The organism is Saccharopolyspora indica, assembly GCF_027853965.1.
Taxonomy (GTDB): domain Bacteria; phylum Actinomycetota; class Actinomycetes; order Mycobacteriales; family Pseudonocardiaceae; genus Saccharopolyspora; species Saccharopolyspora indica.
The window spans coordinates 1-13,842 of record NZ_JAQGLB010000023.1; the positions used below are offsets into that span (position 1 = coordinate 1).

Annotated in this window: 16 protein-coding genes; 2 read left to right on the top strand and 14 right to left on the bottom strand. The window is 70.4% G+C overall.

Annotated elements, in window-relative coordinates:
* Positions 1–134: 134 nt before the first annotated feature.
* The 7 genes from OU416_RS33680 to OU416_RS33710 form a co-directional block, all read right to left on the bottom strand.
* Positions 135–626 (bottom strand): hypothetical protein, encoded by a 492-nt coding sequence (locus OU416_RS33680; RefSeq protein ID WP_270931118.1) that lies wholly within the window; start codon positions 624–626, stop codon positions 135–137.
* A 4-nt stretch (positions 627–630) separates the two neighbouring features.
* Complete coding sequence (locus OU416_RS33685) at positions 631–1,059, bottom strand: hypothetical protein (protein WP_270931119.1); 429 nt, start codon at positions 1,057–1,059, stop codon at positions 631–633.
* Between the two features lie 18 nt (positions 1,060–1,077).
* Positions 1,078–1,920: a WXG100 family type VII secretion target gene (locus OU416_RS33690; RefSeq protein ID WP_270931120.1), complete on the bottom strand. Its 843-nt coding sequence runs from the start codon at positions 1,918–1,920 to the stop codon at positions 1,078–1,080.
* A 12-nt stretch (positions 1,921–1,932) separates the two neighbouring features.
* Complete coding sequence (locus OU416_RS33695) at positions 1,933–2,262, bottom strand: hypothetical protein (RefSeq protein WP_270931121.1); 330 nt, start codon at positions 2,260–2,262, stop codon at positions 1,933–1,935.
* A gap of 240 nt (positions 2,263–2,502) precedes the next feature.
* Positions 2,503–3,066 carry a DUF3558 family protein gene (locus OU416_RS33700; protein WP_270931122.1) on the bottom strand — a complete coding sequence of 188 codons (564 nt, stop codon included), beginning with the start codon at positions 3,064–3,066 and terminating at the stop codon, positions 2,503–2,505.
* Positions 3,067–3,092: 26 nt separating this feature from the next.
* Positions 3,093–4,190, bottom strand: a complete 1,098-nt coding sequence (gene cds1 / locus OU416_RS33705; RefSeq protein WP_270931123.1) for an L-cysteine desulfhydrase Cds1 — start codon at positions 4,188–4,190, stop codon at positions 3,093–3,095.
* A gap of 8 nt (positions 4,191–4,198) precedes the next feature.
* A complete protein-coding gene (locus OU416_RS33710; protein ID WP_270931124.1) occupies positions 4,199–4,513 on the bottom strand; it encodes a DUF4229 domain-containing protein in 315 nt (104 codons plus the stop codon).
* A gap of 194 nt (positions 4,514–4,707) precedes the next feature.
* Between OU416_RS33710 and OU416_RS33715 the strand changes: the two genes are divergently transcribed.
* Together OU416_RS33715 and OU416_RS33720 are read left to right on the top strand one after the other, a co-directional pair.
* On the top strand, positions 4,708–4,932 hold the full coding sequence (locus OU416_RS33715; RefSeq protein ID WP_093155370.1) for a BldC family transcriptional regulator: 225 nt from the start codon (positions 4,708–4,710) through the stop codon (positions 4,930–4,932).
* 336 nt (positions 4,933–5,268) lie between these two features.
* Positions 5,269–5,460, top strand: a complete 192-nt coding sequence (locus tag OU416_RS33720) for a hypothetical protein (RefSeq protein WP_093155372.1) — start codon at positions 5,269–5,271, stop codon at positions 5,458–5,460.
* A gap of 92 nt (positions 5,461–5,552) precedes the next feature.
* Here the strand turns inward: OU416_RS33720 and OU416_RS33725 are convergent, their stop codons facing one another.
* The 7 genes from OU416_RS33725 to hemL all read right to left on the bottom strand — a co-directional run bounded on the left by OU416_RS33725 (position 5,553) and on the right by hemL (position 13,828).
* Positions 5,553–7,127 carry an AAA family ATPase gene (locus OU416_RS33725; RefSeq protein WP_270931125.1) on the bottom strand — a complete coding sequence of 525 codons (1,575 nt, stop codon included), beginning with the start codon at positions 7,125–7,127 and terminating at the stop codon, positions 5,553–5,555.
* Between the two features lie 236 nt (positions 7,128–7,363).
* Positions 7,364–8,365, bottom strand: a complete 1,002-nt coding sequence (gene ccsB, locus OU416_RS33730) for a c-type cytochrome biogenesis protein CcsB (protein ID WP_270931126.1) — start codon at positions 8,363–8,365, stop codon at positions 7,364–7,366.
* Entirely contained in the window at positions 8,365–9,987 is a 1,623-nt protein-coding gene (resB, locus tag OU416_RS33735; protein ID WP_270931127.1) for a cytochrome c biogenesis protein ResB, read from the bottom strand. Before resB ends, ccsB begins: the two co-directional genes overlap by 1 nt.
* Complete coding sequence (locus tag OU416_RS33740) at positions 9,987–10,769, bottom strand: cytochrome c biogenesis CcdA family protein (RefSeq protein ID WP_270931128.1); 783 nt, start codon at positions 10,767–10,769, stop codon at positions 9,987–9,989. The genes resB and OU416_RS33740 overlap by 1 nt, the downstream gene beginning before the upstream one ends.
* A gap of 439 nt (positions 10,770–11,208) precedes the next feature.
* Positions 11,209–11,799, bottom strand: coding sequence for a TlpA family protein disulfide reductase (locus OU416_RS33745; protein ID WP_270931129.1), 591 nt, complete (start codon positions 11,797–11,799; stop codon positions 11,209–11,211).
* A complete protein-coding gene (locus OU416_RS33750) occupies positions 11,796–12,401 on the bottom strand; it encodes a histidine phosphatase family protein (RefSeq protein ID WP_270931130.1) in 606 nt (201 codons plus the stop codon). The genes OU416_RS33745 and OU416_RS33750 overlap by 4 nt, the downstream gene beginning before the upstream one ends.
* 155 nt (positions 12,402–12,556) lie before the next feature.
* Positions 12,557–13,828: a glutamate-1-semialdehyde 2,1-aminomutase gene (gene hemL / locus OU416_RS33755; RefSeq protein WP_372907182.1), complete on the bottom strand. Its 1,272-nt coding sequence runs from the start codon at positions 13,826–13,828 to the stop codon at positions 12,557–12,559.
* Positions 13,829–13,842 lie beyond the last annotated feature (14 nt).

Genomic DNA, 13,842 nt, shown 5'->3' on the forward strand with positions numbered 1-13,842 from the left:
AACAACCGCCCACGCAAAACGCTCGGCTGGGACACCCCAGCCGAGCGCTTCGCTACTCTACTCACAACCACCAGCTAGCAGCGGTGTTGCAACGACCCCTCGAATCTGCCCAGGTGCACGGGCCGTTCTCGTCGTCAGGCCCGCGTCTTGCGGGTGCCGAGGCCGAAGACGCTCACCGCGAGGAACGGCGCGGCCGCGACCACCGCGGCACCGATCTGCAGCACGCGGTTCTTGGTGAACAGCTCGTAGTTCGAGATCTCGGAGCCGACCCGGATCGTCACCGGGGTCGTGCACGACATCTGGGCCTCGCCGGAGAACCACGGGGTCACCGGGTCCACGTACCGGCGGCCCTCCGCGCGGTAGGTGCTGATGTCGCGCGACTCGCCCTCCTCCGGCACGACCTTGCAGACCGCGTCCTTGCCGCGCTGAGCGCTGGTGAGCAGCATCGGCTCGCCGTTCCAGCGGAAGTACGGGCCGGTGGAGCCGTCGGCGGTGCTGGCCTTGGCCAGCGAGGTGCCGCTGAACATCGCGATGCCCAGGAACACCGCGAAGACCAGCGCGACCAGCACGCCCCAGCCGATGGTGATGCCGATCAGCGTCTTGCGGTTCATCGTGGAATCACTCAACCCCTCACCGCAGGAACGAATCCGGCGGTTCGTCGTCGTAGGTGTCGGCCGCCGGGCGGTTCGGGTCGTTGCCGATCACCGTGGCCACGTCGTACCCGGCGTCCAGCAGTTCCTTGGCCTGCTGCATGTTCGCCACGCTCTTGGCGAACGAGGCCTGCACCGACTCGTCGTGCAGCGCCTCCCCGCTGGCGATGTCCTGCCAGCTGAGCTCACCGGCATCGATGCGCGCCTGCAGGGCCGCGATCTCCGGCGGCGCCTGGCCGGACCGGATCCGCTGCTCGACGTCCTCGATCTGGTCGTCGGTCAGCTTGATCTCGGGCAGCGAAGCCTCGTACTGGGCAACGCGGTCCAGCACCTCCTCGGCCTGGCGCATGCGCTCTTCGAGCATCGCCTCGGCCTCGCGGATCTCCGGGGTCATCCAGTCGTCGCTCACGTCGTGCACTCCTCTCCGTCACCGGTTCCCGGACGTCGCCGGCTGGTTGCCGCCGGTGGCCGCGTCCTTCACGCCGGTCGCGGAGTCCTTCACCCCGGTCGCCGCGTCCGTCACACCCGTCGCCGAGTCCTTCACCGCGGTGAAGTCGTCCTTGGCCTGCAAGCCGATGTTGACCGCGTCGCCCAGGCTGTTGGCGTCCTTGATCTTGGCCAGGTTGGTGCCCGCGCTCTTGACCGACTCGACCAGCTGCACGACCGAGTCGTACATCTGCTGCAGCGCCTCGAAGAGCTCCAGGATCGCCATCACGATCTCGACGCACTTCTGCACGTTGCGCACCACGTTGGCCCAGCCCGCGACCGGGATCCACCCGGTGGCCGCGGTCTCGATCAGCCGGTCGACCAGCTTCTTGATCAGCTCCAGGGCCTTGTCGGTCATCTTCCGCGACATGTCCGCGGCCTTCTGGAAGCCCTTGCCGACCAGCTGCGCCAGCATGGCGTCGCCTTCGAGCGCCACGGTCCAGGTGGAGACCAGCAGCGTCTCGAACGCGATCGCGCCTGCGCCGTCCCAGCTCTCGCGCAGGTCGCTGATGCCCTGGTTCAGGTTCTTCCGGATGGCGCGCAGCGCATCGCCGACCTGGCCCCACGCCTCGGCGTTGGTCTCGATCTTCGAGAAGTCACCGGCGATCGGCGCGATCAGCGTTTCGATCAGGTTCTGCCCGGTCACCTGCTCGTAGACCCAGTTGACCGCCTGCACCTGCCAGCCGGCGTCCTCGATCGCCTGCTTCTGCGATTCCGCGTTGCTCTGGCTCGGGTCGGCCGTGAGCACCCCCATCGGGTCTTCGGCGTCCGCGAACGAAGCCATTCCCGCTCCCCCTCAGATCTTGATGTCGTCGAGATCGGACTGGATCTGCCGGAAGATCCCGACGATCTTCTGCTCGATCTCCTCGTACTCCGCGGAGGCGTCCGCCAGATCGTCCTTGACCTTCAGCAGTGCGCTGTTCGCCCATTCCAGGGTCTCGCCGTACAGCGCGGTCACCATTTCGACGACCGGGATCAGCACCATCATCAGACCGGTGAACCCGCTGGTGTCGGACGCGGTGCTCTCCGCCCACTCATCGATCTTCGTGAAATACCCGGCGTTCCGCTCCAGCAGGCCTTCGAAGCCCTTCATCTCGGCTGGAATCGCCTTGAGGTTTTCAGCCACCCGAACCCCCGACTCGCACTAATCCGTCAGGAGCATTTGACTCCACCTAGCGCGCCCGGGTTCCACGAATGCGGCCGCTCGTTTCCCATTCGTGACAAGCAAAGGGCCAGATTGACCGTTTTGACGAATACATCCCGTTAGCCCGGCGAACTGATCGCGGCCGCAATTACCCGGCAGTTTCAGCGCAATTCACGCGCGCCGGACCGAAACGGATCGGGCCGCACGGCGAATCGCGGGCCGTCAGCCGACCAGCGCGGGCAGCACGTACTCGGCGACGCGCTCCGCCGTCCCGCAGTCGTCCGAATCCGCTTCCGCCGCGGTCACCGAGACCTGCAGGGTCGCCCCGGCGACACCCGCGTACACCGTGCAGTCGCCGGCGCGCAGCGTCTTGGTGCCCGCGAGCGCGCCCAGCTCGACCTCGTCCCGGCCCAGGTCCGCGAAGCCCTCCCGCTGCGCCCCGATCAGCACCGACCGGGCGCCCGACTCGGCGTCGAACCGGCAGCCGCGCACCGGCGGGTCGAAGCCGAGCTCCTGCGGCCGGCCGGACAGCACGGCGAAGGCCAGCGATTCGAGGTCCGCCGGTTCGACGAGCAGGCAGATCTGCTCGCCGGACAGCGCCGCGAGGTGCGCGCGCTGCTCCGGCGGGATGTTCCGGGTGATCGAGGGCTCCGTCGACTCCGTCGCCGACTCCGCCGCGGAGGTCGAGGGCGTCGACGGCTCCGCGGCGGGCGGCGACTGCTCGGGAGCGCACCCGGCCACGGCGGCGAGCAACGCCACCCCGGCCACCAAACCCCAACGCCTCACCGGAACCAGACCTCCCTGCACCGCGCTCAACCCGCCCGGAACTCGCCGGTCGCGTGGAAGTGCTCCAGCACCGCGCGCGGCGCGTCCAGGTCCATGCCGCGGGCGGCGACCCACTCGTCGTCGTAGTAGGTGTTCGCGTAGCGCTCACCGCCGTCGCAGAGCAACGTCACGATGCTCCCGCGCCGCCCGGAGGCGATCATCTCCGACGCCAGCGCGAACACGCCCCACAGGTTGGTCCCGGTGGATCCGCCGACCCGGCGGCCCAGCACCTGCTCGGTGTGCCGGATGGTGGCGATCGAGGCCGCGTCCGGGACCTTGATCATCCGGTCGATCGCCTGCCCGACGAAGGACGGCTCCACCCGCGGGCGGCCGATGCCCTCGATCAGCGAACCGCGGTCGCTGGTGCGCTCCGGATCGCTGTCCCGCCAGGCGTCGAAGAACACCGAGTGCTCCGGGTCGACCACGGCCAGCTCGGTGCGGTGGCACCGGTAGCGCAGGTAGCGGCCGAAGGTCGCGCTGGTGCCGCCGGTGCCCGCACCGACCACGATCCAGCTCGGTTCGGCGTGCGGTTCCAGCGCCAGCTGCTCGAAGACCGACTCGGCGATGTTGTTGTTGCCGCGCCAGTCGGTGGCGCGCTCGGCGTGGGTGAACTGGTCCATGAAGTGGCCGCCGAGCTCGGCGGCCAGCCGGCGCGATTCGGTGTAGATCGCGCCCGGTTCGTCCACGAAGTGGCAGCGGCCGCCGTGCCACTCGATCAGCGACACCTTCTCGCGGCTGGTGGAGCGCGGCATCACCGCGATGAACGGCAGCCCGAGCAGGCGGGCGAAGTAGGCCTCGGACACCGCGGTGGAACCGGAGGAGGCCTCGATCACCGGTGTGTTCTCGGTCACCCAGCCGTTGCAGATCGCGTAGAGGAACAGCGATCGGGCCAGCCGGTGCTTGAGCGAACCAGTCGGATGTGTTGACTCGTCCTTGAGGTAGAGATCGATTCCCCACTCCGCGGGCAGCGGGTAGCGCAGCAGGTGGGTGTCGGCGCTGCGGTTCGCGTCGGCCTCGATGATCCGGACCGCTTCGCTGGTCCAGGCCCTGGTCCGCGTGCAGGAGCGATCGATGCTGGCGGCCATCCCCGGGGTCATCCGGCGTCCGCTGCGCGGTCGCCGCGCAGCTGGGACAGGAGCTCCTCGCGGCGGGCCTTGCGCTCCGCGCCGCGCTCGGCCATCCCGATCGCCACCCGGCGCCGCAGCTTGCCGAAGACCAGCAAGGACAGCGGCATCACGACCACGACCGACACCGCCAGCGCGACCAGCGCGGGCACCTTGGCCAGCATCAACAGCGCCGCCACGGCGATCACCATCGCGAACCTGGCGACGGTGTACAGCGCGATGTCACGTGCGAGAGTCGACTTCGCACCCTGGGACGCGGTTCCGGACTGCTGCTGTTCCTGCACGTCACCAGGGTAGAGCAAGCGATCGGCGAACCGGCCGGGCGGCCGGTTCGCGGCCGTCTCGGGCGCCGCCCGAAGCGCCGTTTTCGTCCCTTACCTTCCCTTTACCTAAACCCAAATGTTCGAGTACCTGGCCATCGGGGTGCCAGGATGCGACCGGATTGCCCGAATGACCATCTCGAACGTGGAGGTCACCTGTGACCGCGACGACCCAGCAGCCGCGCCAGAACGGCCAGGAGCAGCTCCTCACGCCCGGTGAGGTCGCGGCGCTCTTCCGGGTCGACCCCAAGACCGTGACGCGGTGGGCCACGGCCGGCCGGATCGGTTCCATCCGGACGCCCGGCGGCCACCGCCGCTTCCGCGAGTCTGAGGTCCGCGCCCTGCTCGCCGAACTCACCAACGACGTGAACCGCGCCATCTGAGCAACGCCCGAGAACTGGTCCTGCACGCGGCCAGGGGTGGCGGTAACCCGCGGCCCCCGGCTCGCGCACGACCTTTCACCTTCCAGACTCGTTCGACGAGTTCGGAAGGGCTCGTTCGAAGGCATTGCTCCGGGTTCACCGAGCCGCTCGCCAGCACCCCTCGTGGGCGAGCGGGCCGAAACGACGCCCGCGGTCGGGCGACGACCGCCGCCACCCGGGTGGTGCTGCGCCGATGGCGTGGCAGCACCCGGGTCGCTGACGTGCGGCCACCTGCGACGCGGACAACCGGGGCCGGGATTGGCTAATCTCGGAAGCGGCAGAGTTGGAGGTGGCCCGATGATCTACGTCCTGGCAGCGATCGGCGCGCTCACGATCGCGGTGCTGATGTGGAAGGCGTTCGGCCCCGTCTCGGCCGGGCCGGACCGGCCCCGTCCCAGGCAGGCGCCGATCGCGCCCGACGACGACCCCGAGTTCCTGCGCCGCCTGGACGAGCAGCGGCGCAAGTCCCGGCCGTCGGAAGACGACTGACCGACCGGCGGGCCGGCACGCCCGCCACCCGGTCCACAACGCCAGCAGCCCTGAACCACCGCGTGGTTCAGGGCTGCTGCGTAGTGCGGTCTTCAGGCCTGGCGGTTGCGGCCGGGCGCGTGCGGGAAGTCATCGGCGACGATCGCGGCCAGCTCCAGCAGCGCCATCCTGGTCGGCGCGGCGAGCTGGTCCAGCTCCACCTCGGCGCCCTCCTCCAGGTGCGGGTCGAACGGGATCTTCGACACCGCGCGGCACCGCGAGCTGAAGTGCGCGGTCAGCTTGTCCACGTCGACCTTGCCGGAGCCCGGGCGCACCGAGTTGATCACCGCCACCGACCTGGCCACCAGGTCGCCGTAGCCGTGCGCGTCCAGCCAGTCCAAGGTGGCCGACGCGCTGCGCGCGCCGTCGATCGAGCCGGACGAGACGATCACCAGCGAGTCGGCGAGGTCCAGCACGCCCTTCATGGCGGAGTGCATCAGGCCGGTGCCGCAGTCGGTGAGCACCACGTTGTAGAAGTGCTCGAGCAGCGTGACGGTGCGCCGGTAGTCGTCCTCGCTGAACGCCTCCGAGACCGCCGGATCCTGTTCGCTGGCCAGCACTTCCAGCCGCGACGGGCCCTGCGAGGTGTAGGCGCGGACATCGCTGTACTTGCGGATGCGGTGCGCGTCGCGCAGCAGGTGCCGCACCGTCGCGGTGGTCTCCAGCGGGATCTTCTGCGCCAGCGTGCCGCGGTCCGGGTTCGCGTCCACCGCGATCACCCGGTCACCGCGCAGCGAGGAGAACGTGGAGCCGAGGGTGGCGGTCGTGGTCGTCTTGCCCACACCGCCCTTCAGGCTCAGCATCGCGATCTTGTAGCAGCCCTGCAGCGGCTGGTTGATCCGGCCGATCAGCTCCCGGCGGCGCCGGTCGGCCGGCCCCTCGCCGAAGTTGACCGTCTTCCCGCTGGCCAGGTAGACGGCCTTGCGCCACCCGGATTGGGGAGACCGCTTGGTCTGCCGGAGCAGCTGAGCGGACGAGAGGTCCTGGCCGAATGGCCGATCCCCCGGGCCGCCGTTCGGGGCAGCCTGGGGGTGTGACGAATACGACTGCTGCGGAAACTGCTGAGCGCCGGTCGGGTAAGGCCCGGACTGGCCACCGGACACCGGCGCGTACGGGCCGGACTGCCCACCTGACACGGGCGCATAAGGACCGGACGGACCACCGGACACCGGCGAATAAGGACCAGAAGGCCCACCGGAAACGGGCGGGTACGGACCGGACTGCCCACCGGAGACCGAGTACGGACCCGACTGCGCACCGGGCACCTGGTGCGGGCCCGACGCCTGCGGGTGCGGGCCGGACATCGACGGGTCGGGGAACTGCGGCTGCGGCCCGGACATCGAGGGATCCGGGAACTGCGGCTGCGGCCCGGACTGGGCGGGGTCGCCGTACACCGGTGCCGCGCCCGCGGGCGCGCCGCCCGGGTAGTACGGCTGCGGCGCGTCCCCTGCCGGGTTGCCGGACGGGTCGACCTGCGACGGGTCGACGTAGGACGGTGTGGGGTGCGCGGGCCTGGTCTGCGGCTCGACGTACTGCGCGCTCCCGGACTCGACGTCCGCGCCGTCGGGCTGCGCCGCGGTGGTCCCCGCGTCCCGCCGAGCTTCGGGCTCTTCGTACTGTCCGGTCACCGTTGCCGTCCCTCCCACAATCGAGCCGGGCCCTGCCGGACCGAATCGTGAACTCCCCGTCTCCGCAAGGCACGGTAGTCGCAGAGATACCCGCTAGTCACCGGGGGTGGGCGGTCCGATCTTCCGGAACCGTTCGCCGACGGGGCGCGAATTGCGCAGGTGGCGGACTGGACGCGACGGAACCCGCCGCGCACGGCGGGTTCCCCGCTGCGCCCCGGAGGGCGCTGATCACCCGCTCACAGTCCAGCGTACGAGTGAAGACCGGCCACGACGATGTTGATGAAGAACAGGTTGAAGATCATGACGGCCAGGCCGAGGATGTTGATCCAGGCGGCGCGCACCCCGCGCCAGCCCGCGGTGGCGCGGGCGTGCAGGTACGCGGCGTAGACCACCCAGGCGATGAAGGAGCAGGTCTCCTTCGGGTCCCAGCCCCAGAACCGGCCCCAGGCCGCTTCCGCCCAGATCGCGCCCGCGACGATGGCGAACGTCCACACCGGGAAGATGATCACCGTGGCGCGGTAGGCGACCCGGTCCAGCGCCTGGCTGGTGGGCAGCCGCGAGCCGACCTTGGTCATCTTCAGCGGGTTGTTCTCGTACCGGCAGCGCACCAGGTACAGCAGGCTGGCCACGCCGGCGAACAGCAGCACGCCGCTGGCGATGATCGCCGCGGCGACGTGGATCACGATCCAGTAGGACTGCAGCGCCGGGATCAGCGGCGCCGCCTGCGCGTAGAGCACCGTGCCGGACAGGAAGAGCAGCAGGATCACCGGCAGCATCAGGAATCCGCCGAGCCCGCGCAGCTGGGGCGAGGTCGCGGCGCGACGAGCGGTGCGCGTCTGCCGGTACAGCACGACCAGCCAGGCCACCACGGCGGCCAGGCAGATCGCCGAGCCGAACTCGTACATGTTGCCCCACGGCACCCGGCCGGTGGCCAGTCCGCGCAGCAGCAGGGAGGCGAAGTGCACCACCGCGCCGAGCAGCGTCATCGCGACGGCCATGCCGCCGAGGCGCTCGGAGAACGGCCGCTTCTCCGGGGCGGGCACGTGCCCGACCACCGGGGTCGAGGTGGCGTCCCCGCCGCCTCCGCCGACGAGTGCCGCCTCGCGGTTGCGCTCGACCGCGCCGACGCGCCCGCGGGAGAACTCCGCGAAGTACAGCAGCATCGCCAGGATGTAGACCACCACCGACGTGGCGTAGGCCATGTCGCTGTAGGTCGACAGCGTCTCGTTGACCGGCATCAGCTCTTCCTTTCGCGCGCGGGACCAGCGGCCGCGCGGGACTTCGGCGAGTGGTCGACACCCGTGCCGAGGAGGTCGGCGGCGAGCCTGGTGAACTCCTCGCCGTATCCGGCCTGATCGGTGCGAGCGAGCCCGCCGACTTCGACAACGGTACGTGCGGAACCGGATCCGTCCTGGTCCGGGTGCGGTGCGGCGCGGACCCACACCCGCCGCCGCTTGATCATCAGCGAGGTGCTGATGCCGAAGATGATCAGCACCGAGAACAGCAGCACCCACGGCTGGAACGGGTCGTGCGAGACCTGCAGGTTGGCCCAGCGCTCGACGCCGTCGAAGCGGACCGTGGTGCCGTCGTCGAGGCGGATGTCCTCGCCGACGCGCAGGTTCTCGCGGGCCACCCGCTGGAGCCTGCCCTGGTCCACCATGGACTGGTCCACGCCGAAGATCGACTGGCCGCGCCCGGAGTCCAGGCCGAGGTCGCCGCGCATCACGTCGATCGCCGCGGCCGGGTCCAGCAGGTCCGGGAAGCTGGAGCTGAGGATGGCGCCGTCGAACGCGGCGGTGGGCGCGAACAGGCCGGTGATGGCGAGCTGGTTCTGGCGGCGCTGCGCGTCGTCGAGCACGCCGGGCGGGTCGAACTTGGTGGCGCCCTGCGAGAGCATCGTCATCGGGTCGGCGGGCTGCCACTGGATGACGTCGGTGCGCTGCTGCCCGTCCGGGAAGGTGATGGTGAAGCGCGGCGCGTAGCCGTTGCCGGTCAGGTAGATCCGGTCGCCCGCGGTGCGCAGCGGGTGGTTGACCTGCAGCAGGTACGGCCGCCAGGTGTTGGACTCCAGGTCCGCGCCGGACTGGTACTGCAGGTTCACCCGGTAGTCGCTGACCTGGCCGTTGGGCTCGTAGTCGATGTCGAAGTCGTCGACGCGCACGCAGAACGGGGTGAGCTGGGTGCCGTCGACGGTGAGCCCGGCGCGGAATGAGTCGTAGTTGTAGGTGCCGGAGTTGCAGAACTCGGAGCCGTCGGCGACCACGATGACCTGGCCCTCGTAGCCGTACAGCTTGCCGCCCGCGACGCTGATCAGCAGGCCGACCAGGGCGAAGTGGAAGACGAGGTTGCCGATCTCGCGCAGGAAACCGCGTTCCGCGCTGATCGACTTCGCGCCGCCGTCCTCCTCGCGCTCGACCATCCGCCAGCCGCGCAGCCTGCTGCGGGTGGCGGCCATCACGTCGTCGACGGAGGTGCCGAGGGTGGCCTGCTCGTGGTGCGGCATCCGGGAGAGGTTCCGCGGCGTGCGCACCGGCTTGCCGCGCCACTGCTTGTAGTACTCGAAGCAGCGCGGCAGCAGGCAGCCGATCAGCGAGATGAACAGCAGCACGTAGATGGAGGCGAACCAGACCGAGCTGAAGACCTCGAAGGCGCCGAGCTTGTCCAGGATCGGCGCGAGCGTCGGGTACTCGGCGAAGTACCGGTTCACCTCGGAGATGTTCAGCGAGCGCTGCGGGATCAGCGCGCCCGGCAACGACGCCAGCGCGAGCAGGAACAGCAGCACCAGCGCGGTGCGCATGGAGGTCAGCCCGCGCCAGGTGTTGCGCAGGAACGCCAGTGCCGTCTTCAGGTAGCCGCGCATCAGAGGATCGTCTCGTAACCGGCGATCGGGCCACGGAGCAAGGCGATCAACTCTCCCCACAGACCGGTGACGAGCAGCAGGCCGACCACGACCAGCAGCACACCACCTGCGATTTGGATGACACGTCCGTTCCGCCGCAGCCACCCCGCGCTGCGCAGAGCCCACCGGGCGCCGAGGGCCAGCAGCACGAACGGCAGCCCCAGGCCCAGGCAGTAGGCGGCGATCAGCAGAACCCCGCGGACCACGGTGCTGCTCGACCCGTCGGTGGCGATGGCGATGGAGGTCACCCCGGTCAGGGTGGGCCCGAGGCACGGGGTCCAGCCGAGGCCGAACACCGCGCCCAGCAGCGGGGCGCCCCAGAGCCCGGCCCGCGGGACCCGGTGGATCCGCACGTCGCGCTGCAGCGCGGGCACCAGCCCGATGAACACCAGCCCCATCGCGACGGTGACCACGCCACCGATGCGCTGCAGCAGGAGCTCGTTGGCCAGCAGCGCGTCGGACAGGCCCAGCAGCAGCAGCGTGCCGGAGGCGAAGACGACGGTGAACCCGGCGACGAACAGCAGCGCGGCACCGGCGACCCGCCAGCGACCGCGCCGCGACAGCGCCGCTTCGCTCTCGTCCACGGGCGGGGTTTCCGCCCCGACGACGCCCGCCAGGTAGGCGAGGTAGCCCGGCACCAGCGGCACCACGCACGGCGAAGCGAAGCTGATCGCCCCGGCCAGCACCGCGATGGCGGCCGCGAACAACAGCGGTCCGGACGCGGCGAGCTCAGTGGGGTTCACGCTTCGAGGGTAGGAAAGTCAAGACCACGACCCGTAACCGGGCTCGGTGAGCCGCCCCACATCGTCCCAGGTAGCGACCCCGATCAAGCCCACAACCGCCCCACCAGGGCCATAGGTCCCGCATATCAAGGACCCCACGATCAACCCCAGGCCCCAGATCTGGCGTCCGAACCTGCCCGCAATCTCGATGAGTCCTTATTCATCTTGGTTGCCGGCCGCAGCCGCGACGACCAACGCGCCGCACCGCAGAAGGTGTCGCATGCGCCGCAGGCGCATAACCCACCCTCGCAACCTGCACCGCCGCGGGTTCTCAGAGGCTTTCTCGCGAGGACAGCCCGTTTGCCGTGTATTGGACATACATAAAAACGGGATCCCGCCGTCGAGAAAGCCTCTGAGGTTCCGCTACCCGCACCGCCGCGCAAGATGAGCCTGGAAGGACTCACGCCGGTTCGGCGGCGACCTTCTCCACCTCGGGGAGCAGCTCGCTCTCCAGCATCGCCGTCAGGAAGACCGCGGCCACGCGGTGGTTGCGGTCCAGCACGATCGTCGCCGGGACGGTGCTGCGCGGGAACTGGCGCAGCGCGAGCAGCGAGCGGCCGGACGGGTCGTAGATCGACGGGTAGGTCAGGCCGCGGTCGCGGTGGAAGTCCACCGCCGCCGACCGGCTGTCCCGCACGTTGATCCCGAGCACCTGCACGCCCTTGGGCCCGGCCTTGTCCTGCACGGCCTGCAGGTCGTCGGCCTCGGCGCGGCACGGCCCGCACCAGGAGCCCCAGATGTTGAGCACCACGACCTGGCCCTTGAAGTCGTCCAGGCCGAGCTGCTTGCCCTCCTCCAGCAGGCTCTCGCCGGCCATCCCGGAGACCCGGCCGCGCTCGTCCGGCGCGTAGAAGAGCCGGGTCTGCCCACCAGGGGAGACGAAGGTGAACTCGCCGCCGGTCGCCACCGCGTCCTCGCCCTGGGTCGCGCATCCGCCGACCAGCGCCAACGCCGCGGCCACCAGGCCCAGGCGTACCAACAGCTTCTTCATGCCCCTGTCACCTTCGGATCGGTTGCGCCCGCCGGTTCCACGTAGGCGATGCGCACCAGCTCCTCACCGCGGAACACCAGGCTGGTCAGCGACGCCAGCGAGCACTGGCGCCGGCGAGGGTCGTGCCACATCGGCTTGCCCTCCAGGAACCGGCGCAGCGTCCAGATCGGCAGCTGGTGCGACACGCACACCGCTTCGTGCCCGGCCGCGGCCGCGCGGGCGCGCTCGGCGGCGCCGAGCATGCGGTGCGCGATCTGCAGGTAGGGCTCGCCCCAGGACGGCCGCAGCGGGTTCCAGAGCTTCGGCCAGTGCTTCGGCGAGCTCAGCGCGCCGTCGCCGACCGACACCTTCAGCCCCTCGAAGCGGTTCTCGGACTCGATCAGCCGCTCGTCGGTGGCCACGTCGACCTGGAAGGTCGCGCCGATCGGCTCGGCGGTCTGCTGCGCCCGCTGCAGCGGCGAGGCGACCACGTGGACGACGTCGCGCCCGGCCAGGAACTCGGCCACGAGCTTCGCCTGCTGCTCACCGCGGTCCGACAGGCGGTAGCCGGGCAACCGGCCGTAGAGGATGCCCTCCGGGTTGTGCACCTCGCCGTGGCGCATGAAGTGCACGACAGTCTGCCGTTCCGCCTCTCCGCGATTCACAGTGGTGGTCGCGTCCAGCTGAATCTCACGCCCCGCGGTTTCTTGTGGCTGGTTTGCGTCACGTTCCCCTGAGGTGCGGTTGCGCAGGGCTCGGGACCGTGATTCAGGGCCGCTCATTTCGTGGCCTCCGCGGCGGCGCGGGCGGCGTGCGGGACCGCTTCGGCGATCGTCTCGAACGCCGCTTCGTCCATCGCCGCGTTCACGAACCACGACTCGAACGCGCTCGGCGGGGCGTAGACGCCGCGGTCGAGCAGCGCGTGGAAGAACGGCGGGAACCGCCAGGTCTGCTGGGCCTGCGCCTGCTCGTAGTCGTGCACCGGCGTCTCGCTGAAGAAGACGCTGACCATGTTCGCCGCGTAAGCGATCTGGTGCGGCACACCGGCCTCGGTCAGCGCCGAGCCGAGCAGGTCGCCGAGCCGCTTGCTGTTGCGGTCCAGCGCCGCGTAGACCTCGGCGTCGGCGGCCCGCAGGTTCGCCAGGCCCGCGGCCACCGCGACCGGGTTCCCGGACAGCGTGCCCGCCTGGTACACCGGCCCGGACGGGGCGAGCCGCGCCATCACGTCGGCCCGGCCGCCGAAGGCCGCCGCGGGCAGCCCGCCGGACATCACCTTGCCGAAGGTGTAGAGGTCACCGGCGACGCCGTCGACGCCGAACCAGCCGGCGCGGGAGACGCGGAAGCCGGTCATCACCTCGTCCATGATCAGCAGCGCCCCGGCCGCGCGGGTGATCTCGCGCAGGCCCTGGTTGAAGCCCGGCAGCGGCGCGACGGCGCCCATGTTGCCCGCCGCGGCCTCGGTGATCACGCAGGCGATCTCGTCGCCCTGCTCGGCGAAGACCTGCCGCACGGCTTCGAGGTCGTTGTAGGGCAGCACGACGGTGTCGGCGGCCTGCGCGCCGGTGACGCCCGGCGAGGTCGGCAGCCCCAGCGTCGCCAGCCCGGATCCGGCGCTGGCCAGCAGCGCGTCGACGTGCCCGTGGTAGCAGCCGGCGAACTTGACGATCTTCCGGCGGCCGGTGAACCCGCGGGCCAGCCGGACGGCGCTCATCGTCGCCTCGGTGCCCGAGTTGACCAGCCGGACCTGCTCGACGGGCTCGACGCGGTCGATGATCTCCTGCGCGAGGTCGATCTCGCCTTCGCCGGGGGTGCCGAAGGACAGGCCGTGCGAGGCGGCCTCCTGCACCGCGCGGACCACGTCGGGGTGCGCGTGCCCGTTGATCATCGGTCCCCACGAGGACACCAGGTCCACGTAGCGGTTGCCGTCGGCGTCCCAGAGGTGGGCGCCTTCGCCGCGAACCATGAACCGGGGAGTGCCGCCGACCGAGTGGAAGGCGCGGACCGGCGAGTTGACGCCGCCCGGCGTCACCGCCTGCGCGCGGTCGAACAGCTGCCGCGACCGCG